At 55.7% G+C, this 22,427-nt stretch carries 17 protein-coding genes; 13 read left to right on the top strand and 4 right to left on the bottom strand.

What is annotated here, in order from left to right:
- Window positions 1-338 precede the first annotated feature (338 nt).
- The 8 genes from BBCT_RS07310 (at window position 339) to BBCT_RS07275 (ending at window position 14,081) form a co-directional block, all read left to right on the top strand.
- Window positions 339-4,232, top strand: a complete 3,894-nt coding sequence (locus BBCT_RS07310) for an ABC transporter ATP-binding protein/permease (RefSeq protein ID WP_033512739.1) — start codon at window positions 339-341, stop codon at window positions 4,230-4,232.
- 405 nt (window positions 4,233-4,637) lie between these two features.
- A complete protein-coding gene (pdxS, locus tag BBCT_RS07305) occupies window positions 4,638-5,513 on the top strand; it encodes a pyridoxal 5'-phosphate synthase lyase subunit PdxS (RefSeq protein WP_003833792.1) in 876 nt (291 codons plus the stop codon).
- A gap of 124 nt (window positions 5,514-5,637) precedes the next feature.
- Window positions 5,638-6,381 (top strand): pyridoxal 5'-phosphate synthase glutaminase subunit PdxT, encoded by a 744-nt coding sequence (gene pdxT / locus BBCT_RS07300; protein WP_003833790.1) that lies wholly within the window; start codon window positions 5,638-5,640, stop codon window positions 6,379-6,381.
- 504 nt (window positions 6,382-6,885) lie between these two features.
- Window positions 6,886-8,247 carry an ABC transporter substrate-binding protein gene (locus tag BBCT_RS07295; protein ID WP_033512738.1) on the top strand — a complete coding sequence of 454 codons (1,362 nt, stop codon included), beginning with the start codon at window positions 6,886-6,888 and terminating at the stop codon, window positions 8,245-8,247.
- Window positions 8,248-8,519: 272 nt separating this feature from the next.
- The gene (locus BBCT_RS07290) at window positions 8,520-9,455 is read left to right on the top strand and encodes a carbohydrate ABC transporter permease (protein ID WP_034248304.1); all 936 of its coding nucleotides are present in this window, start codon (window positions 8,520-8,522) and stop codon (window positions 9,453-9,455) included.
- Window positions 9,456-9,513: 58 nt separating this feature from the next.
- The gene (locus BBCT_RS07285) at window positions 9,514-10,518 is read left to right on the top strand and encodes a carbohydrate ABC transporter permease (RefSeq protein WP_047750682.1); all 1,005 of its coding nucleotides are present in this window, start codon (window positions 9,514-9,516) and stop codon (window positions 10,516-10,518) included.
- A gap of 245 nt (window positions 10,519-10,763) precedes the next feature.
- Complete coding sequence (locus BBCT_RS07280) at window positions 10,764-12,845, top strand: beta-galactosidase (RefSeq protein ID WP_003835528.1); 2,082 nt, start codon at window positions 10,764-10,766, stop codon at window positions 12,843-12,845.
- 159 nt (window positions 12,846-13,004) lie between these two features.
- Window positions 13,005-14,081: a LacI family DNA-binding transcriptional regulator gene (locus BBCT_RS07275; RefSeq protein ID WP_033512997.1), complete on the top strand. Its 1,077-nt coding sequence runs from the start codon at window positions 13,005-13,007 to the stop codon at window positions 14,079-14,081.
- Between the two features lie 89 nt (window positions 14,082-14,170).
- Here the strand turns inward: BBCT_RS07275 and BBCT_RS07270 are convergent, their stop codons facing one another.
- Both BBCT_RS07270 and BBCT_RS07265 read right to left on the bottom strand, forming a co-directional pair.
- Complete coding sequence (locus BBCT_RS07270) at window positions 14,171-14,977, bottom strand: HNH endonuclease family protein (protein ID WP_003835526.1); 807 nt, start codon at window positions 14,975-14,977, stop codon at window positions 14,171-14,173.
- Between the two features lie 50 nt (window positions 14,978-15,027).
- Window positions 15,028-15,882: an aldo/keto reductase gene (locus BBCT_RS07265; protein ID WP_033512999.1), complete on the bottom strand. Its 855-nt coding sequence runs from the start codon at window positions 15,880-15,882 to the stop codon at window positions 15,028-15,030.
- Window positions 15,883-16,004: 122 nt separating this feature from the next.
- Here BBCT_RS07265 and BBCT_RS07260 point away from each other — a divergent pair, with 122 nt between their 5' ends.
- A complete protein-coding gene (locus BBCT_RS07260; protein WP_147522594.1) occupies window positions 16,005-17,267 on the top strand; it encodes an Nramp family divalent metal transporter in 1,263 nt (420 codons plus the stop codon).
- Here the strand turns inward: BBCT_RS07260 and BBCT_RS07255 are convergent.
- A complete protein-coding gene (locus BBCT_RS07255) occupies window positions 17,264-18,076 on the bottom strand; it encodes a GGDEF domain-containing protein (RefSeq protein WP_157835509.1) in 813 nt (270 codons plus the stop codon). The two genes, BBCT_RS07260 and BBCT_RS07255, sit on opposite strands and share 4 nt — an antisense overlap.
- 651 nt (window positions 18,077-18,727) lie before the next feature.
- Between BBCT_RS07255 and BBCT_RS07250 the strand changes: the two genes are divergently transcribed.
- The gene (locus BBCT_RS07250) at window positions 18,728-20,287 is read left to right on the top strand and encodes an MDR family MFS transporter (RefSeq protein ID WP_003835522.1); all 1,560 of its coding nucleotides are present in this window, start codon (window positions 18,728-18,730) and stop codon (window positions 20,285-20,287) included.
- 18 nt (window positions 20,288-20,305) lie between these two features.
- Here the strand turns inward: BBCT_RS07250 and BBCT_RS07245 are convergent, their stop codons facing one another.
- Window positions 20,306-20,629, bottom strand: a complete 324-nt coding sequence (locus BBCT_RS07245) for a hypothetical protein (protein ID WP_003835521.1) — start codon at window positions 20,627-20,629, stop codon at window positions 20,306-20,308.
- A gap of 181 nt (window positions 20,630-20,810) precedes the next feature.
- Here BBCT_RS07245 and BBCT_RS09550 point away from each other — a divergent pair, with 181 nt between their 5' ends.
- The 3 genes from BBCT_RS09550 to BBCT_RS09545 are packed head-to-tail and all read left to right on the top strand — an operon-like array spanning window position 20,811 to window position 22,335.
- Entirely contained in the window at window positions 20,811-21,140 is a 330-nt protein-coding gene (locus tag BBCT_RS09550) for a hypothetical protein (RefSeq protein ID WP_231858053.1), read from the top strand.
- Window positions 21,141-21,175: 35 nt separating this feature from the next.
- Window positions 21,176-22,069: a DUF4012 domain-containing protein gene (locus BBCT_RS08995; protein ID WP_231858052.1), complete on the top strand. Its 894-nt coding sequence runs from the start codon at window positions 21,176-21,178 to the stop codon at window positions 22,067-22,069.
- Complete coding sequence (locus BBCT_RS09545) at window positions 22,066-22,335, top strand: hypothetical protein (protein ID WP_003835518.1); 270 nt, start codon at window positions 22,066-22,068, stop codon at window positions 22,333-22,335. The genes BBCT_RS08995 and BBCT_RS09545 overlap by 4 nt, the downstream gene beginning before the upstream one ends.
- The last annotated feature ends 92 nt before the right edge of the window (window positions 22,336-22,427 follow it).

Below are 22,427 nucleotides of genomic sequence, written 5' to 3'. Positions count from 1 at the left end.
ATCCCCGAAATGACCGTAAAACCAGCGAAATACGAAGAAATGGTGGTGCGAGCGATTTTTATCGAGTACACTCACGAGTGACGCAATTTACCCCTTGCGTCAGAGGGCTGCCTGCTCAACGGCGAACATCCAGCCTTTTACTCTTTCGCCGTTTCGCTGGTCGTGTGGCATGGGCCGCACGTGTGCTTGGTTCGTGTGTTTTTGCTGGAGATGCGTTTGCGATTGCTATGTGCGATGAGCCCTTGACGTTTCTGTTTCCGGGCGGATAGGCTGAATTGAGAGACATGGTGATGCGGGCGCGCAAATTGAACCGCGTGAATGTGAAGGAAAGGATTTCGATGTTTGACAAACGGCTGTTTTCCCTCGCTCCCGGCGTAGGACGGTTGGTTGCGGCGAAAGTGCTCTGCCAATGGATCGGGTTACTGTCCAACGTCGTGTTCGTGGTGACGATGGTGCTCATGCTTTCACCAGCGCTTGCCATGGTGGAATCGGCGTTCGATCCCATGTTCTCCATGGGTGATAGTGGCCTGATTTCCCGCCTGTTCGTCGGCTTTGGCTACGGCGGTTTCAGCGCGGAAACGTACGTCGGATGCGTACTGGCGATCGTGGTCTGCGCGGTGCTGCGTTTTCTGATGATGCGCGCCGCGGCCTATTTCGGCGCGGAAGCGGCCGAGCGTGTCAAACTCGCGTTACGTGAACAATTATTCAATAAAATGCTTGCGATCGGACCATCATATTCGCAACATATCAGTACTGCCGACGTGGTGCAATCTGCCGGTGAAGGCATCGAACAAATCCAAAGCTTCTTCGAATTATTTCTGCCGCAACTGTTTTATGCGATTCTCGCGCCGGTAACGTTATTTTTTATAGTTGCGCCGATTAATATGCTGACGGCTGCTACATTGCTTGTATGCGCGCCGTTGATTGTATTGATTGTTGGCATGGTCGCAATGCGCGCATCCCGAGTATTCAAAAAATATTGGGGAAAATACACTGACATGGGATCTGTGTTTCTTGACAATGTACAAGGTCTTGAAACGCTGAAAACTTTTGATGCGGATGCGCATGCCGCCAAGAAAATGAACGAGCAGGCGGAACAATTCCGTGTAATGACCATGAATGTTCTGCAAATTCAGCTGCGCTCGCTCACTGCCATGGACATCGTTGCATACGGGGGTGCTGCGGCCGGCGTGGGCGTGGCGATCTGGCAGTATGCGAACGGTGCCGCATTGCCGCTTGCCGGCGTGCTGCTGATAGTGCTTCTTTCCGCGGATTTCTTCATTCCGCTGCGCCAATTGGGGTCGTTCTTCCATGTTGCGATGAACGGCATGACTTCAACCAAGCGTATTTTCGCATTGCTTGATACGCCGATTCCTGCGCATGGTATGCAGGAAATGCCGGAATTCGGTGCTTCCGATAACGGTGTAGACGTGTGCTTTGATGACGTGTCGTTCCGATATGTGGACGTGGGCGCGGACGCTGCGGCGGCTGTGAGTGTGGCTGCGGATACGGCTGCGACGGCGGATGCGGAAACTGGGGAAACTAGAAAACCCCGGAAAAAGTCCGGTGTGGTTGGTGCTGGAAAAACAGGCATGTCGAAGGATGACGATGGTTCGGTCGTCGCATTGCATGGCGTCTCTTTCACTGCGCGGCGTGGGCAGGTGACCGCCATCGTCGGTCCGTCCGGATCCGGCAAATCTACCGCCGTCGAACTGCTCTCCGGAAATCTTTCCGGATATGAAGGATGTATGTGGCTGCTGTCCGGAAATGCAGGAAAAAGCTCGACGCAACGGTACCAAATCAACGATCTTTCCATTGAATCCCTTACGAGGGAAATCGCCATCGTGGCGGCGCAAAGCCACCTTTTTGCAGGAACGTTGCGCGACAATCTGCTGATGGCCAAGCCGAATGCCACCGAAAGCGAACTGTGGCAAGCGCTGGAGGCAGCACATATCGACGAATTCGTGCGTGCGCAATCGCAAGAACTTGATCTGGCCATCGAACAGGGCGCGAGCAACCTGTCTGGAGGTCAAAAACAGCGCATCGCCATCGCACGCGCATTGCTGCGGGAGTCTGCCGTCTACATTTTCGACGAAGCCACCAGCAGCGTTGATGTGGAAAGCGAAACCCTGATTCTGCAAACCATTCGTGCGCTTGCTAATCGCGGTAAAACCGTGATCATGGTGACACATCGCATGGCGAATGCAGCCGACGCCGATCATGTGGTGGTGTTCGAACGCGGGCGCGTGGCGGAACAAGGCGCGCACGCTGAACTCATGCGTGCCAATGGAACATACACCAAACTGTTCCACGCCCAGCAAACCGTGGAAAACGTAGGAATGCGGACGCAAACCCAACAGCTCACATCCGCAACCGACGTAACTTCAGCTTGCGCACCCAACATGTCCGATTCTCCCGAATCGGACAGACAGCGTACCGAAACCGTGCCTTGTATGTCCGATTCTGGTGAATCGGACATACAGAGTGTGCCTACGTCGCGCCTTATCGCGCGGCTGCTGAAGGAAGTCGGGCCGCTGCGTAAGTACATGATCGTCGCATGCGTTTGCGGCACGCTCGGCCACCTCGCCGCCACTTTCCTGCCGGTATTCGGCATTGCGGCGGCTTTCGCGACCGTCGGCTCGCCCATCTGGAATCTCAGCGTTCCCGCAGCGCTCACCGCCATGGCCGTCTGCGCGCTGATCCGCGGCGGCATGCGCTATGCCGAACAGTTCATGAACCACAATGTGGCGTTCCGGCTGCTCGCATTGTTCCGTACAAAAGCCTTCGCGGCCCTGCGGCGTCTCGCCCCGGCCAAACTTGCGGGCAAAGGTAAGGGCGACCTGATCGCGCTGGTCACCACCGACGTGGAGCTGTTGGAAATCTTCTTCGCGCACACCATCAGCCCGATCGTCATCGCTGTTGTGACCACCGTCGTCTACACACTCGCATTGCTCACCCTGAGTGCACCCTTCGCGGTGACGCTGGTCATCGCGCACCTCACAGTCGGCGTCGTACTGCCAAAGTTGTTCGCGTCGGCGGTGCGAGGCATCGGTCCGGAACTTCGCAAGGAATCCGCTGCCCTCGACGACGAAATGCTTGACGATATGCGTGGTATCGGCGAAATCATCCGCTTCGGTCAGGGTAGTGCCCGACTCGCTTCCATCGCTCGGCGCACCCTTTCGTTGTGGGGCAAACGTTTGCGATTGAGTGCGAAGAATGGTGGTTTTGCAGGATTGGATGCGGTATTGGTGATGCTGTTTACCGCGATTACTGCTTTCCTTGTGATGACGTTGTGCACTGCGGTTTCCACTGCCGCCGATATGCCGGAAGGCCTGATTTGGATGGGCTCCGTGGATTCGAACGCTCCTGCGTTGGTTGCGGCTTTCGTATTGCTTACCAGCTCGTTTGGCCCGACGCTTGCATTGAGCGCGCTGCCGGCGAATTTGACGCAAACGTTCGCTTCGGCGCGTCGCCTGTTTGCGTTGATGGATGAGACTCCCGCTGTGGTTGAGCAGGGTGCCGAACACCCGGAATATCAAGGTATGACAATGGGCGATGTCACATTCGGCTACGGTTCCAGTGCCCATACTTCCGGCGTCCGCACTTCCGACAGTGCCTCTCAACCCGTGCTCGACCATGTTTCACTCGATGTTCCACAGCATGGCATTCTTGGCATTCAAGGCCCGTCCGGCCGTGGAAAATCAACGATGCTGAAGCTGCTCATGCGCTATTGGGATCCGGATTCCGGCACGATTTCGCTATCGAATATTCCATTGCCTCAGGTTGACGCTGGCTGGCGTCGCCGTGTGCAGACGATGATGGGGCAGGAAACTTACCTTTTTGACGGTACGATTCGAGAGAATCTCACCATTGCCTGCAATTCTGCCGATTCCGCAGCGTCCGCCATCCCCGATTCCGTATTGCGCGAGGCGCTCGCCAAGGCATCCGCGCTCGAGTTGGTCGATGCGCTGCCGAACGGCTTGGATACGCAGGTCGGCGAGCTGGGCGGCCGCCTTTCGGAGGGCGAAAAGCAGCGCATCGGATTGGCCCGCATGTTCCTGCGTGACGCCGATTTGGTGCTCTTCGACGAGCCGACGAGCCGTCTCGACGCCTATAACGAGTCGGTGATTCTTGGATCGGTCAACAATCTAGCTGAGCAGGGGAGTGCCGTCGTGCTGGTGTCGCACCGCGATTCCACCATGCGCGTCGCCGATCGCATATTGCGTATCTAGAGCTCTTCGCAGCATTATGCGGCGTGTGCGGTGGCATGCAGTGTTACGCAAGTACGTGCGCATCGCACCCCTGTCCGCAATGTGGTCGTATGAAAATCGTGCGTCATCCGTATTTCTTATAACGTGCGTCGAAAGCGCTGCCGAAAGGCACTGTGCGCACGAATCGAAAGCAAACAACGTATGACAGGTAAGAAAAGCGGGCGAAATCGTGGAATCGTCGACGGAATCGAAATCGTAAGAAAATGAAACAATCATGAAAATGATTGTCAAAATTTAAGAAAAGCAACTTTTTGAGACGTGCAAATATTCATTTCACATGATTTTGTAATGGAAAATCGTTAGTATCTGTGTCAAGAGATATCCGCTCTGTAGAAGAGTGGAATACGATTCGACGAAAGGCTGGCGATGGCCAACAACAGGAACGAACTGAACAAGAATCTGGCACAGATGCTCAAGGGTGGCGTAATCATGGACGTCACCACCCCGGAGCAGGCGAAGATCGCACAGGACGCGGGCGCGTGCGCGGTGATGGCGCTCGAGCGCATTCCGGCCGATATTCGTGCTGCCGGCGGTGTTTCCCGCATGAGCGATCCGGCCATGATCAAGGGCATTCAGGAAGCCGTGTCTATTCCGGTCATGGCAAAGGTTCGTATCGGTCATGTTGCCGAAGCTCGCATTCTGCAGGCCATCGAAATCGATTACATCGATGAATCCGAAGTGCTGAGCCCTGCCGACGACGTGTACCACATCGACAAGAACCAGTTCGACGTGCCGTTCGTGTGCGGCGCGAAGAACCTGGGCGAAGCGCTGCGCCGTGTCGCCGAGGGCGCGTCCATGATCCGCACCAAGGGCGAGCCGGGCACCGGCGATGTGATTCAGGCCGTGCGCCACATGCGCACCATGAACAAGCAGATCCGCGAACTCGTCTCCCTGCGCGACGACGAAGTGTACGAGGCCGCCAAGCAGCTGGCCGTGCCGTACGATCTCGCCAAGTACGTGCACGACAATGGCCGTCTGCCGGTCGTCAACTTCGCCGCCGGTGGCGTGGCCACTCCGGCCGATGCCGCGCTCATGATGGAGCTGGGTGCCGAAGGCGTGTTCGTCGGTTCCGGCATCTTCAAGTCCGGAGACCCGGCCAAGCGTGCCGCCGCCATCGTGCAGGCCACCGCCAATTGGCAGGACGCCGATCTGCTCGCACGTCTTTCCGAGAACCTCGGTGAGGCCATGGTCGGCATCAACGAAGATGAGATCGAAACCATCATGGCCGCCCGCGGCGAGTGATTTCGCTGTGATTTCGCTGTAATTTCACGTATTGCGGGCGGATGGGGTGTGACTATCGGCTGCCTTATGCCGCCCGTTTCGCGTGATTCGTGATGGTCTCGATGGGTTTGGGTAAGGAGATCCGATGGTTGTTGCCGTTGAATACATTTCGAAGGAAGAATCGGCCGACGTTGCCGAAGGTGCAGCTTCCGCGCAACATGGCGTGACTGGCATTCTCGCGGTGCAAGGCGCGTTCGCCGAGCATGCCGCGATGCTGGATCGGCTTGGCGCACCGTGGAAACTGCTGCGTGCCGCCGAGGATTTCGACGATTCAATCGATCGCGTGATTCTGCCTGGCGGCGAAAGCACCACGCAGGGCAAGTTGTTGCGTTCGACCGGCCTGTTTGAGCCGATCGCAGCACATATCGCCGCCGGAAAACCGGTGTTCGGCACGTGCGCGGGCATGATTCTGCTGGCCCGCAAGCTGGATAACGATTCGAACGTCTACTTCGGTGCGTTGGACGCTGTCGTGCGCCGCAATGCGTACGGCCGTCAGCTGGGTTCGTTCGTTGCGACCGCCGATTTCGGCGCTTCCGACGATGCGGATGCTGTGGTGGTTGCGTCGGGGGAGTCTGTCTCTTCCGCGATTTCCGCGGCTGCTGGTGAGGAGGGGGCTTCCGAGGCTTCGGATATGTCGGTGGTGCTCAAGGATTTCCCTCTGGTGTTCATTCGCGGACCGTTCGTTGCCGAGGTTGGCGAGCGGGCCACGGTCGAAACGTCGGTCGACGGCAATGTGGTCGGTTTGCGTCAGGGCAAGATTCTCGCTACGGCGTTCCACCCCGAACTGACCGACGATACCCGCATTCACGAGCTGTTCCTCAGTTTGTAGGCTCATCGCGCGGTGCGGAGTCCGTCTCTTCGCCGTATGTGTTGTTTTGGGAGGTTTGCGATTCGCAGACCTCCTTGTTATATGTTCTTTATATGTTTTCTCTTGTGAGGTAGCTTTCTTGCGATCCATTTTTTGGTTGAGATGCGCGGACAATCGCAGATTATTGTGCAAACGATGTCATTCTGTTTGTGCGAAACGCCGATGATTTCGTTGGCGCTTCAATTGCGCACAACAGTTGCAGGGGGGGGCTATCGAACCGGTTTGTTTGACACCTTGATACAACCGTGTATCATCGGAGCTAATGGTACACGGTTGTATCAGAAAGGAAACAAAGCCATCTTACCAGTCCAAATATCACCACGGGGGTATTGTTCGGCAGGGCGCGAACATACAAACATCACCAAGTGGAAAGCACGGCATGTGCATTCCGCGGCGGATGTTCCGAAACATATGCGACTGACATGCAATCAGCATGCGAAGCGGATGGCAGAAAGGGAAAAGAACATGCGCAACATGGAGAAGGCTCTCGCAGCGGTAGCAGCAGTGGCAACCCTCGCCAGCCTCACGGCCTGCGGTGGCAGCGACGGCGGCAACGACGCCAAGGCCAACGCCGGAGACGCAGACAAGGCGGATCTCGTTTTCTGGGGCTGGGACACCGGCAACACCATGAAGGCCTTGATCGCCGACTTCGAAAAGGCCAATCCCGGAATCACCGTCAAATTCAACAACACCGGCACCGCATCCGACACCCAGACCGCACTGAGCAACGCCGTCGCGGCAGGCAAGGGTGCCCCCGACGTGGTCATGCTGGAAGACCCGACCGTCACCCAGTTCGCGGTTACCGGCGACCTCGTTGACCTCACCACCTACGGTGCCGATAAGCTCGAAGACGACTTCTCCGCAGGCCCGTGGAGCAAGCTACAGTATGATGGCAAGCCGTACGCGCTGCCGATCGATTCCGGCCCGGAAGTCTTCTTCTACAACGATGCCGTGCTCAAGAAGGCCGGCGTCGACGGCTCCCAGATCAAGACTTGGGACGATTATTACGAGGCAGCCAAGAAGGTCAAGGCCATCGGCGCCTACATGACCAACAATTCCGGCTCCTCCATGGAATACCAGCCCTTCACCGCCCAGGCATGGCAGGCCGGTGCGCAGCCGTGGAAGGTTGATGGCGAGAACATCACCATTGACATGACCAAGGATTCCGGCATGAAGAAGTACATCGAATTCCAGCAGAAGCTCATCGACGAAGACCTCGTCGACACCAAGATCGCCAACTGGTCCGACGACTGGAACCGTGCGCTCAACGAAGGCGACATCGCTACCCTCACCATCGGCGCATGGATGCCGGTTAACCTCATGAACGGCGCTCCTGACCAGGCCGGCAACTGGCGCGTGGCCCAGCTCCCGCAGTGGAACGAAGGTGACGAGGTCTCCGCTGAAGACGGCGGCTCCGCACTCGCGGTCGTCTCCCAGTCCAAGCAGCAGGCCGCGGCCTACAAGTTCGTCGAATACTTGACCCACGGCGCCGGCGCCCAGACCATGGCCGACACCGGCACCTTCCCGAGCCTGAAGAAGATCCTCTCCTCCGACTCCTTCACCAATCCGAACACTGAAGCCAACAAGAAGGTCAACGACTACTTCGGCGGCCAGAACGTGAACGAGATTCTCTCCGAAGCCGCCCAGCGCAAGGTCTCCGCCTTCCAGTACCTGCCGTACAACCCGTACGCGCAGTCCACCTTCGGCGATCAGATCTCCAAGGCCTACAGCGAGGACATCACTCTGGAGGAAGCCTTCGTCAACTACAGCAAGGCGCTCACCGATCACGGCAACCAGCAGGGCTACACCGTCACCAGCAAGGACTGACGGCGCCCAGCCGCTGCCGTGCGGCACAACGAAAAACGCGATAATGCGATCCGCCATACGCAACGCATCATCGCAACCATGAAGATCGACGGCAGGTGGGAATCGTCTGACGTGACCCGCCTGCCTCACTTCGCAAAAACGAAATCTTACAATAGAAAAAGATTTCAAAAAAATAGCAATCCTGTAATTCAAACAATAAAAGATTTTGCGGATTAACAATCGCACATGGTTGTGCGATCAATAGAGCAAGAAGCATATAGAAAGAAGGAAGCATGTCTCAGCAAGCAGCAGTCGCGGCGGATGCGCTGCATACGCCTGCGGACCGGGTTCGCGTCAACCGTCACCGTGCGGATTGGCGTGGTTGGAAGTTTATGTGGCCGTTCGCGTTGGTGTTCGTGTTCGTGTTCGTGATCCCGATCCTGTACGCGGTCTACATCAGCTTCTTCCAGAAGCAGATGATCGGCGGCACGAGGTTCGTGGGGATCAGCAATTACATTCGTCTGTTCCATGATCCGCAGTTCTGGGGTTCGGTATGGCGCGTGGCCCTGTTCACCATGGTGCAGGTTCCCATCATGCTGTTCCTGTCGGCGGCGATGGCTTTGGCCTTGGATTCCATGAAGCTGCACGGCGCGAAGTTCTTCCGCATCACCACGTTCCTGCCGTACGCGGTGCCGGCCGTGGTGTCGACCTTGGTGTGGGGCTTCATGTACGGCGCGAAATACGGTCTGGTCGGCTCCCTGAACGACTGGCTGGGCACGAACCTCGACGTGCTGAGCCCGAACGTGCTGCTCGCCGCGATCGGCAACATCGTGACCTGGGAGTTCACCGGCTACAACATGTTGATCTTCTACAGCTCGCTGTCCACGATCCCGCACTCGCTGTACGAGGCCGCCAGCATTGACGGCGCGAGCGAATGGCAGATCATCAAGTCCATCAAGCTGCCCGAATTGAAGGGATCGCTCGCGATCACGGTGATCTTCTCGATCATCGGCTCGTTCCAGCTGTTCAACGAGCCGAGCATCCTGCAGAACATGGTGCCGGGCAACTCGATCACCACGTATTACACGCCGAACATGTACGCGTACAACCTGTCCTTCGCGGGCAGCCAGTCGAACTACGCCGCTGCCTTGGCGATCACGATGGCCGTGATCACGATGGCGATCGCGTACGCGGTGCAGCTCAACAGCATGAAGGAGCAGATGAAGTAACGCCTTGGGGCGTACGTCATCCGCATGGGACATGGATTTTTCAAGGAGCATAACAATCATGAGCGATGCTGCGATGTCGACGGGGTATATGACTCCCCAAGGGCTTAAAGAGCAGGAACGGGCCGCGAAGAAGGCCGAGAGGGCGCGCTTGAAGCGCGTGGAAATGGATGAGAAGGCGGAACGCAAACGCGCGGCGAAGTCCGGTTTCGCGAACGTGTCGAACCCGAGGCGCAGCAAGCTGCTGACCTTGGTATGCGCGATCTTCGCGGTGTACTGCCTGTTCCCGTTCGCGTACCTGCTGGTCAACGCCACGAAGACGCAGGCCGACTTCACTTCGACGTTCGGGCTGGGTTTCGGCCACACGTTCGCCCTGTGGGACAACATCGTGACCGTGTTCACCTACCAGGACGGCATCTTCGGGCGCTGGCTGCTCAACACGCTCCTGTACGTGGTCGTGGGCGCCGGCGGCGCGACGCTGCTGGCCATCATGGGCGGCTACGCGCTGGCGAAGTTTCGTTTCCCGGGCCGCAAGGCCGTGTTCGCGGTCATCATCGGCGCGATCAGCGTGCCGGGCATCGCGTTGGCGGTCCCGCAGTTCCTGCTGTTCGCCAAGCTCAGCCTGACGAACACGCCGTGGGCCATGATCATTCCATCGTTGATCAGCCCGTTCGGTTTGTATCTGATGTGGATCTTCTCCGAGCAGGCGGTTCCGACGGAATTGCTCGAGGCCGCACGAGTCGATGGGGCTTCGGAGTTCCGCACGTTCTTCCAGGTGTCCCTGCCGCTGTTGGCTCCGGGCATCGTTACGACGGCCCTGTTCACGATCGTGGCGACGTGGAACAACTACTTCCTGCCGTTGATCATGCTGAAGGATTCGAACTGGTATCCGTTGACGATCGGTCTGAACCAGTGGAAGGACCAGGCGAGCACCGCTGGCGGCCAGGCGATCCAGAACCTGGTGATCACGGGCTCGTTGATCACGATCATCCCGCTGGTCATCGCGTTCCTGTGCCTGCAGAAGTACTGGCAGTCCGGCCTCTCCGCGGGCGCGGTCAAGGAATGATCGCAACGGTCGCATGCTGAAATTTCGGTAAAGCGCATACCGATTTTTCGGCAATCGTCCGAAAAGAACAAAAAATAAGACCTCGGGGGTGTCATCGTGAACATCCCCGGGACCATCTCAAATATCTTAATAAATATATATACTAGATTTTATAAAAAGATTTTACGAAAGCTTTCGAAGGGAAGCTGTCGAGCTGGCATCCTCAGCGTTATAGCGGATGCCATACGCACACAAAGGAGTAATCCATGCATCGCACGTTCAAATGGCCGGAACTGCTGACCGACAACGGCAAAGGCATCGCATACGGCGGTGATTACAATCCCGACCAGTGGTCGGAAGACGTGTGGGACGACGACGTCCGCCTGATGAAGCAGGCCGGTGTCAACACCGTGGCCGTGGCAATTTTCAGCTGGGATCGCATTCAGCCGGAAGAAAACCGTTGGGATTTCGGCTGGCTCGACCGTATCATCGACAAGCTTGGCAAAGCCGGCATTGCGGTTGACCTGGCATCCGCAACCGCAACCGCACCGCTGTGGCTGTACGAAAAGCACCCGGAAGTGCTTCCGCAAGACAAGTTCGGTCACCCCGTCAATGCTGGATCCCGCCAATCCTGGAGCCCAACAAGCCCGGTATTCAAGGAATATGCGCTCACCCTGTGCCGCAAGCTGGCCGAACGCTACGGCACCAATCCGTACGTCACCGCATGGCATATGGGCAACGAATACGGCTGGAACAACCGTTATGACTACTCCGACAACGCGCTCAACGCATTCCGCCTGTGGTGCGAACGTAAATACGGCACCATCGAAAACCTCAACAAAGCATGGGGCACTACCTTCTGGGGTCAGGAAATGAATGGATTCCACGAAGTGCTCATCCCGCGCTTCATGGGTGCCGATTCCATGGTGAACCCCGGTCAAAAGCTTGATTTCGAACGCTTCGGCAACGATATGCTGCTCGACTTCTACAAGGCCGAACGTGACGCGATCGCCGAAATCTGCCCCGACAAGCCGTTCACCACAAACTTCATGGTTTCCACCGACCAGTGCTGCATGGATTATGCTGACTGGGCCAACGAAGTGAATTTCGTGTCGAACGACCACTACTTCCACGAGGGCGAATCGCATATCGACGAACTGTTCTGCTCCGACGCTTTGATGGATTCCCTCGCGCTCGGCAAGCCATGGTATGTGATGGAACACTCCACTTCGGCCGTACAGTGGAAGCCGCTCAACGCACGCAAGCGCAAGGGCGAAACCGTACGAGACTCCATCGCGCACGTGGCCATGGGCGCCGACGCCATCAATTTCTTCCAGTGGCGTGCCTCAGCATTCGGCGCCGAATCCTTCCACTCCGCGCTCGTGCCCCATGCGGGCGAAAACACCAAACTGTTCCGTCAGGTGTGCGAACTGGGTGCAGCGCTGAAAACCCTCGGTGACGCTGGCGTGCAAGGCACCGAACTGGAACTCTCCGACACGGCGATCCTGTTCAGCGCGGAATCCGAATGGGCCACGCGCTCCGAAACCCTGCCAAGCATGAAACTCAACCATTGGCATGACGTACGCGACTGGTACCGCGCGTTCCTCAACGCGGGCACCCGCGCCGACATTGTGCCTCTGAAATACGATTGGAGCTCGTACAAGACCGTCATATTGCCGACTGTGATCATGCTCAGTGCCGAAGACACGCAGCGTTTGGCCGATTTCGCAGCCGCAGGTGGCCGTGTGGTCATCGGCTATGCAACCGGACTGATTGACGAGAACTTCCACACTTGGCTCGGCGGATACCCGGGAGCCGGCGATGGCTTACTGCGTGAAATGCTGGGCATTCGCGGCGAAGAATTCAATATTCTCGGCACCGAAGCCGAAGGTGATCCCGCTGAGATTCGTTTGAGTTCCGGAGCGGTCACCCGCCTGTGGCAAAACGACGTGAACGTCGACGGTGAACATACGCAAGTGCTGGCCACCTACGAAGGTGAGGAAGCCGACGAATGGGAGCTCGACGGCACTGCCGCAATCACCTGCAATCCGTACGGTTCCGGCGAAACGTACTTCGTTGGATGCGACCTCAACGTGGCTGATCTCACGCAATTCGTGAGCGCCAATATCGTGGAAGATTCCGCAAATCCGGCCAATCCAGACGTGCTGCACACCGTGCGCAAGTCCGCAGACGCAACCTTCGATTTCTACCTTCCGCGAGGCAAGAAGGAAATCGCATTGCAGGGCATCGACGGCGAACCGGTCTACCTGTTTCAAACGGAAGCAGGGGAGCGGGCGGGCAGCTATACCGTGCATCGCAACGGCGTGCTCGTCGTAAAGCGCGCGTAATCCCGCATGATTCCGCGTGATTGATTGCGTGACCTCACGTAATCTCACCAATCTCACCAACCTCACATAACCCAGGCCCGCCATACTGAAACTTCAGGTGGCGGGCTTGCTATAACTGGTAAACTTTCACCGGCATATCGAATGATCCTGGAGATGAACATGGGCGAGTCAAAGCTGGGGCCGAAAGCGGATAGGAAGCGTGTCACCCTGCGAGACGTGGCCGAAGAGGCGGGCGTTTCGCTCAAAACCGCATCCAACGTGATCAACCATTCCGGGCGCATGACCGACTCCACGCGAGAAAAAGTGCAGGAAGTCATCGACCGCCTCGGATACCGCGTGAACGTGGCCGCACGAAATCTCAACCGCGGCAAAACCGGCTTCATCACACTCGCCGTGCCAACCCTAACCGCTCCCTACCTGTCGGAGCTCGCCAATCGCGTGATCGATGCGGCCCGTGGCTACGGCTATTCCGTATATGTCACCACGTATGCCGAGGGATCCGCCAAAGGTGCGCAATCATTACTGCGGAACTTCAACACCACCGTCTCCGACGGCATGATTCTATCGATCTCCGAAGTAGAAAACCTTGAGGCGGCGGACCTAGACGTGGACTATCCGCTCGTATGCGTAGGCGCGCGATCCACGCACGGCAAAGCCGACCACGTTACCCCCGACGATATTCAGGAAGCCCGCCTTGCTGCCGAATACCTGTTAGATCATGGAGCAACTCGACTCGCGGTGGTGGGTTCTCGAACCGAACCGGAACACATTGATTCCGTACGAGACGCCATTGAAGGCAACGCGCAACTGCGACTCCGCGGCGTGCTTGAAGCATGCGCCGTGCGAGGTATCGAATTCGATTCGCGATTGGTGATGAACACGGGCCAGGATTGGACGATCGGCTCCGGCGCTCGCATTACGCAACAGCTCATCGATTCCGGAATTCCGTTCGACGGGATTGTGGCATTCAACGACCAGCTTGCGTTGGGAGCGCTGTTCACCTTGGCTGCGAACGGCATTTCCGTGCCCGACCAGATGCAGGTGATCGGCTTCGACAACATTGAAGAAGCCGCCTATTTTCAGCCTCCGCTGACCACCATGGATTCCTGCCTTGACTGGATTGCGCCGACTGCGGTCAGCCGTATTCTCGACCGGATTGACGGCACGCGCACGCTTGAACCGAGCTGCATCACCGTGCAGTCGCGCGTGATCGCCCGCGCCACCACTCGCGTGTAGCTGACCTGACGCCTGCACAACTCCGATTTCAAGGCCAATTCCGGACTTGCGCAGACGCAGAACAGGGCTTGTTTAGACAGGAATTAGCTTCAGTTTGCCGGCAATTCCTGTGCGGGGCAGCCGTGCAGCACGGAAAGCATCGCTCGCTTTTCCTGCGTGGTGACGGTCAGTCCGTACTTGTCTTTCACGCCAATCTGCCGAGCCACGTAATCGCAACGGTATTCGCTGTTCGTCGGTAGCCAGTATGCGGCCGAAGCGGAACCCTTCTGCTGATTCGCCGGCCCATCCACGGCCAGTAGATTGTACATGTCATTGCCGAATTGGTACAGCTTCGTATGATCCCACGTGTTCGCGCCCGACTGCCATGCATTCTCCAACGCGACCACATGGTCGATCTGCACCGCCGAAGACGTTTTCACTCCGCGCACGAACTGAATGGTCTGACCGGTATATGGGTCATCGAGTGTACCCGACGCAACTTGGCAGCTGCGGCTGTTCTTATATTGCACGTCCGTTAAATCGCGGGCGAGCACATCTTCGCGCACGTCGCAACCATTGCCGTCGTTGTCGGTTTCTCGGAATCCGAACGCGTCGCGATCATATCCGGCTTTGCTGGGATTGTCGTCAACCGTAAGTTTTTCCAACGTTTCCGCGGCAGTGCCGGTTGCCGTGTATTCGCCGGTAATCTCACCTACGGTCGGATTGACTTTCGGCAGAAGCATGCCGATAGTGACGCCGATTACCGCAACGACGACCAGCAGAATGAGAATGCGTTCCAGCGGACCGTCAGCATTAATCCAACTTTTTTTGAACCGTTTGCCAGCCCGCTGAATATCACGCACATCTTGCTCAATATTCCGATAATTATAAGAATTACGATTATTCTTTCGTGCCATAAGTATTGAAATAATACATGCAACACACTGAAATTGCGGAATTGGGAATATCAGGCGTAGGTGAACGTCATTGGATCATGACCTGCGCGCGTCGGACCATCAAGCGTGTCAATCGCGGCATGCTCTTCAGGAGCAAGCGCGAAACCGAACAGATCGAGATTCTGCTTCTGTCGTTCCGCATGCGTCGACTTGGGGATGATGATTGTTCCATTTTCGATATGCCAGCGCAGAATCACCTGTGCCGGGGTGACCCCGTGCGCAGCTGCGATACGTTCGATCGTGCCATTTCCAGCGTTCAAATCAGCGCCGCGGGCCATCGGCGAATACGCTTCCACTGCAATGCCGTGCGCCTTGCAGTATTCCACAACCTCGCGCTGCTGCCAGGTCGGGTGCAGTTCGATCTGGTTGACGGCCGGATACTCGCCCGTCTCCTCATGCAAGCGGTCAAGATGTTCGGGCATGAAATTGCACACGCCCAGTGTGCGCACACGTCCTTCCGCACGAAACTCAGTGAATGCCTTCCACGTTTCGCCGGAACGCCAGTCGAACGGAGTTGGCCAATGGAGCATATACATGTCGACATAGTCGAGTTGTAGCAGACTAAGCTGGCGGTCGAACGCTTTGCGCGCGCTGTCATACCCCTGCTCGGAATCACGCAGCTTCGTCGTGACCCACAGATTCTTGCGATGCTCGCCTTGCGTGAAGCCCGCATTGCGCAGCGCACGCCCCACACCGGCCTCGTTGTTGTATCCCGCGGCACCGTCGATGTGCCGATAGCCGGCTTCCAGCGCGCTCTCAACTACGGGAGTAACGCCCTCATCGTCGATGCGCAGCACGCCCAAACCGATCTGCGGAATCAGATTGCCGTCGGAAAGCGTAACCATCGGAGTATGGAAAGTAGCCATGGAAACAACCCCTTGAATCGAATATGCGATGTTCTCCACACCAGTTTAGCGGGAGGCGTAACGGCCGTAACAATTCCATGCAGGTAAGCGCGCTATAACATTGCGCGGATATGGAGGACGATATGGATTCAAAGAATGCAATAACTACTCCGCAACCACAATCTCACCAGCATTACGGGCATGCGCTTGCTGGCATGCTTGGTCCCGCTTTTGTGGCGGCCGTCGCCTACGTGGACCCAGGCAACGTGGCTGCGAATATCACATCCGGCGCGCGGTACGGCTATTTGTTGGTATGGGTGCTGGTGCTCGCCAATTGCATGAGCGTGCTTATTCAATATCAATCCGCGAAACTTGGCATTGTCACAGGAAATAGTCTTCCGGAAATCTTAGGGGAACGACTTGGCGACGGCGGCCGATTCATGTTTTTCATGCAAGCGGAAGTTATTGCCATCGCAACTGATCTTGCAGAAGTAATTGGTGGCGCAATCGCACTGAAACTATTATTTGGACTACCACTTTTTGTCGGCGGATGCATAATCGGGATTATTTCGACAGTACTATTAATTTTTCAAAAAAGTGCGACGCATCATATTTTCGAAAGAATGATAATCGGATTACTGCTAGTGATCACGTTTGGTTTCATTGCAGGACTTTTTATTGATCCACCAAATCCAGTGCAAGTTTTGCAAGGTCTTGTTCCGCATTTTCAAGGAACGGAAACGGTTTTGATGGCGACTTCCATGCTGGGTGCCACGGTGATGCCGCATGCGATTTACCTGCATTCCACGCTGGTGAACGATCATTATGCGCCAGGACAGCCAAAACCGAGTGTGAAAACTCTGTTGCACGGCAGTAAAATAGACGTGTTTTGGGCATTATTGCTTGCGGGATCGGTGAATCTTGCGCTATTGATTCTTGCAGCAAATTCACTGCATGGCATGACCGGTACGGATACGATCGAAGGTGCGCAACAAGCCATCGAACAGGTGCTTGGGCCGGTGATCGGCACGATTTTCTCGGTCGGACTGCTGGCTTCCAGCCTGAGCTCCACATCGGTCGGCACGTACGCCGGTGCCGAAATCATGCATGGACTGTTGCGGATCAAAGCGCCGATGTGGGCGTGCCGCGTGGTGACGCTTGTGCCGGCATTGGTTGTACTGTGGTTTGCGAAGAATCCGACGGAGGCGCTGATCATAGGGCAGGTGGTACTGTCGATCGGTATTCCGTTCGCGATCATTCCGCTGATGAAATACACTCACGATCGCTCATTAATGGGCGATTATGTGGATGGTCCGGTGAAATTCGCGATCAATATGATGGTTGTTTCGCTGATTGTTGCGCTTAATGTGATTCTCGTCTTCCTCACGCTTTCCGGCCGCTCCTAGGTGCAGATTGCGGATGCTGGCTGGGGACGGTCGTAATTGTAGACGGTGAATGTTCCTTTGTTGAATCGCTTGGTTTCGTACAGCGCCAGGTCGGCCTGTTTGACGCATTGGCCGAAATCCACGCCGCCTCTGGTATCTTCGCCGTTTCCTCCATCCGTGTTTCTGCTGATATCCCTGTTTCCGCTGATGCGGATGGCGGCAATGCGGCACACGCCTACGCTGCAATGCACGTCTTGCCCGTGCTGTTCCGAGGCGCGTGTCAACTGTTGGAAGAACATGCCCAGCGTGGTTTCGAGCACCTGTTCGCTGGCGGTGTTTCGGATGAGTGCTATGAATTCGTCGCCGCCGTATCGGCAGATGATGTCATCTTGCCAGTAGATGTGCCGAAGCTGGGATGCGACCTCGCGGATCCAGAAATCGCCGACTGTGTGTCCGTATGTGTCGTTGATGGTTTTGAAATCGTCGATGTCGACGAACATCAGTATCGCTTCGTCGTGCGAATCCATGCGGTCGAAGTATTTGCGCATGCGTTTATATCCCGCTTCTTTGTTCAGCAAACCGGTCATGCCGTCATGTTCGGCTTCGTACCTTGCTTTTTCGTAGGCGGCCTGTTGCGAGTAGAATCGCAGGTTCAGTTCCACGGTGTCCATGATGAACATAATCTGTGTGGAAATCACGATCGCCAAACATTGCAATGAAAAACCGTATGCCAGTGCTTGGTAGATGGTCGCCAATACTGGTAGTACGGAGAACGACATCACGGAAAGGAAAGTAATGCGATCAAGATTCTTGCGATATGAGATCAGCATGAAGAGGCATAATGCGATTCCCGAGACCGCAATTGCTTGCGAAAGAAGATAGAAATTACCGCGATGGTAAAGATTGTGGTCATCGAAATAGTAGAAAAGACCAGTGAATTGTGTAATGATAAGTAAGAGAATTCCAATTACGGATAATGCGTAGACGGTATGCAATGCGGCTGGTTTGCGATGCTGATTTTTGCTCACTGTCAACCAAACATAGGTTGCGAAGAAACTCATGAAAATATAGTTGATGCAGAATACTGAGAAATTGCTTATGCGAACCATATAGTATGCGGTTTCGTCTGCATTTGCGTGAAAATACCAGCTGAGCGCGTCGAATCCAAGAAGAAGCATGCAGGCGATCTGCATGAGTATTTTGATGCGAGTTCGTCTGGTTTTTTGTGGTGTTGCAATGAAAATTCAGCCTGCGAAAATCAGGCATATGAAAACACCCTACAACTCCATGCAGATGTGGAACATGGCCCTGACTGTCATCACCCCCCCCCGACGCTGCCTGCGCCGAAAACCTGCCTATCTCTTTCGTGTGTCATGATACCTCTAAATAGGGAGCGTTACCCAGAAATGACAAAAACAGGAATCCGCAGGTGAATATCCATGCCTCTGTCATACGGGCTATCATATAGTTTGTGCGTTTGAATGTGGAGAAGGTGGTTGATGTCAGCGAAGCGGAGCATGTCCCGAGCGCTTGCTCGAGAGGAATCGTATCAGAACGGTCATTTAACGCGCACGGCGTTTATTTCCATTGCGGTTCTTACATTTATTACGTTCGTCGGTAATTTCACACAATTGCAGTTGAGCGCCGCGTTGCCGACGATCGTCAGTGATTTTGGTATTTCCGTTACGACCGGTCAGTGGCTGACGTCGATTTTCCAGCTGGTCATGGGCGTGATGGTGCCGCTTACGGCATACCTTACGAGACGTTTTTCGACGCGCGAAATCGTGCTTGTTTCCATGGTTGTGTTCACGATCGGTTCACTGTTCGCTTGGCTTGGTCCAACTTTTTTGATGGTGCTGATCGGGCGTTTGCTTGAGGCGGTTGGCACGGGTGTGATGTGGCCGGTGTTGCAGATTACGGTGTTTTCGATTTATCCGCTGTCTCGCCGTGGTTTCGCAATGGGTACGGTTGGTGTGGCGATGAGCGTGGCTCCGGCGATCGGTCCGACGCTTGGCGGTGTGCAGACGGACTTGAACGGTTGGCGTTCAATTTTCCTCACGTTGACCATTATCGGCGTAATTTCGCTGCTTCTTGCCTATTTTGGATTGCATAATTTCGGTGAGAATGATAAAACCGCGAAGGCTGACTTTTTTTCCGTTGGACTGTCTATTTTCGGTTTCGGCGGGCTAATGTTCGGCTTTACGAATATTGAATCGTATTCGTTTGTAAATCCTATGGTTTGGCTGCCAATGGTGATTGGCGTTGTGGGAATTATTTGGTTTGTGCTTCGCCAGATTCATGGCGCGCGCAGGCAGATTGAAAATCCTGAAGCGCAGCCGCCACTGTTGAATTTGAGCGTGTTGAAGAATCGTAGTTTTACTGTTGGCACGATCACGGCCGCGCTCTCGTTCTTCGCGTTCAGTTCGATTATGGTGATCATGCCCCTGTACATTCAGGATTGCCGTGGCTATTCTGCTGCGATTAGCGGCCTGGTGATGCTTCCGGGTGCTTTGGGCCAGTGCATTTCGCAGTTTTTCGGTGGTAAGGTGCTTGACCGTTTCGGTGCACGCCCGGTGGCGTTGGTAGGCACGATTACCTTGTGTTTCGGCACGGTCATGATGAGTTTGATTTCCGTGACCTCGTGGATTTGGTGGGTGTCGATTTGGCAGTTTGTGCGCCAGATCGGCATGGGTTTCGTGTTGATGCCGATCACCACATGGTCACTGAATTGTTTGGAACCGGAAGAGGTGAGCGCCGGATCCGCGGTGACGAATACGGTTCGTCAGATTGCGGGCGCGATTGGCGCTCCGGTGTTGGTGATTTTGATGGAGACGTTCACGTCTCTTCGTTGGACTGCGCTCGGTGGCAAAAAAGCCGTGTATGCGGCTGCCAACGTGTTCGGCATTCAGTGGGCGCTTCGTATCAGCGCGGCAATCTGCTTCGTGATGGTGCTGATGGTGTTCTTCGGCGTGCGCGGCCAGGGTGCCGGTTCCACGCATGAAACCGTGCAACGCGCCCTCAACCGTAGGCGTGCCGCCTGACCGTGCATGCTGCGACGGCTACTCCTTTTCGTTGGGCTTGTATTCCACTACGCTGAGGGCCACCACGCCTGCGCTGGTGTGCACGAACACATTGGCGCTCCCGCCTACGGCTTCTAAGCCTTCCACTAGGTGTGAGATCGGCTCGGAATCAAGCACCGGCAGCACTTGCGCTACACCGTTTGTGTCGGTGACGGTGAGCGTATCGTCCAAATATCCGGAGGCGAGCGTCTCGTCGATGGCGCTTTCGAATTCAGTCAGCTTGCTGATTTCCTCTTCGGCGGCCTTGTTTGCGGCCACTTCCACAGCTTGCGCCACTTTTTCTCGCATTGCCTCTTCGCTCATGACTACCTCTTTTATTAAGCGCCGTTTTGTAACTTATAGACTATCGGATGAACGTATCAGAACGATTCCAAATGCCGGAAAGTGTCCATATAATGGCACTCTCGTGAAGGCGTCATCCTAAATGCGCGCTTTACTGCTTACGGCGTTGCTGTGGTTCGTATTCGCCGTCATCGTGTTCGCGATGCTTCTGCGCATGCTGCCGAACAGCCTCGATGGTAAACGTTACGTGCCTCTGATTGTCGCGATCATGCCTTCCATTCACCCGTTTTCTTCACGACCAAGCAAACAGGGATTATGGAACAAAAGTTTGGATTCCATAGCTCAATTACAGCATTACGATAATGATCTGAATAATGTTCACGTGGAAAATGGCACGATTGAAATTTCCGGATTGGAAGCGTCTCAGCGGCCGCTCCAGATCGCGGACGATACGATCAACAAGGCCACGCGGGAAGTGAAAACCGTGAAAGCCGTGAAACCCCGTATGTCGCGCAGATCGTGGACGCCCTGAAAACCGCGGAAACGTATTGCGAAAAACTTGATAGCATGGTGCATTCCTTGAATTCCATCGTGCAGGTGCTTCCAAGCATGTTGGGTACGGAAAGCCATGCGAATGATGCTCCGCGCAATTATTTGATTCTTGCGCAAACGAATGCGGAGGCTCGCCCGTTCGGTGGTCTTACGGGATCGCTCGGCCTGGCCACGGTGCAGGGCGGTCACGTGAGCTTGCAGCCGTTCGTTTCCGATTCGGAAATTCAGAATGCCGACGAGCCGGTTGTGGATTTGACTGCCGAGGAACGTTTGCTGTTTACCGACAAGCTTGGCAAGGATATTCGCGACGTGAATTTCACGCCTGATTTTCCGCGTACCGGCGAGATTATGAGCGCCATGTGGAATCGCCAGTATGGCGTTGCGGTTGATGGTGTGATCGCCATTGATCCGCTGTTCCTGCAGAACATGCTGGCGGTGACCGGTGGCGTTGCCATGCCTGACGGTTCGACGTTGGATGGTGCGAATACTGCCCGAACGTTGCTGCATGACGTGTATGCGCGCATGGCTCCGCAGGAGACGGACGAGTATTTCGCGGTTGCTGCGCAGTCTGCGTTCGACCATATCATGCGGAATGCGGGCAATTTCAAATCGTATGTCAAGGCGCTTTCCACGTCTGTTGAGCAGGGACATGTGGTGGTGTGGAGCGCGCATGAGGATGAGCAGAATCTGATTGCCGATTCCGCTATTTCCGGCAAATTGATTACGGAAGGTGCAAAACCGCAGGTCGGCGTGTATATTTCCGACGAAACCGAGTCGAAAATGGACTGGTATTTGCATCGCGAAGTGACCACTGAATTCCAGAAGGTCGCGCGAAACGGCGCGAACCAGTATACGGTGCATATCAAGTTGCAGAACACCATGACGGCGGAAGAAGCGGCTAATATGTGACTGGTGGCGGAAATATCGTTCCGAAGGGCCAGATCAAGACGGCATTGTTCATTTACGCGCCTGCGAACGGTCGTTTGGTGGATTGGGAATTTCAGAATGCCGACGATTACAAGGGTGTGACTTTGCATAATGGCCTGACCGTGGGCGTGGGCGATGTGACCTTGCAGCCCGGCGAATCCTATGAGATCACCGTGCACGTGCAGTCCGCCCCGGATACGGATGAGCCGCTCACCTTTCGTCAGACCCCGTTGATTGAAGGCCGCTAGACAGTTCCGTAGTTCCGTAGGCAGCTTAAGCAGCCAAACAGGCGGCCGTAAAACGGCCAAATCGTCAAGCAAGCGGCTCTAACAAGCCATCT

Source organism: Bifidobacterium catenulatum DSM 16992 = JCM 1194 = LMG 11043 (genome assembly GCF_001025195.1).
GTDB lineage: Bacteria > Actinomycetota > Actinomycetes > Actinomycetales > Bifidobacteriaceae > Bifidobacterium > Bifidobacterium catenulatum.
Note: the sequence above shows the minus strand (reverse complement) of the source record. Positions and strands in the feature narration are given on the sequence as shown.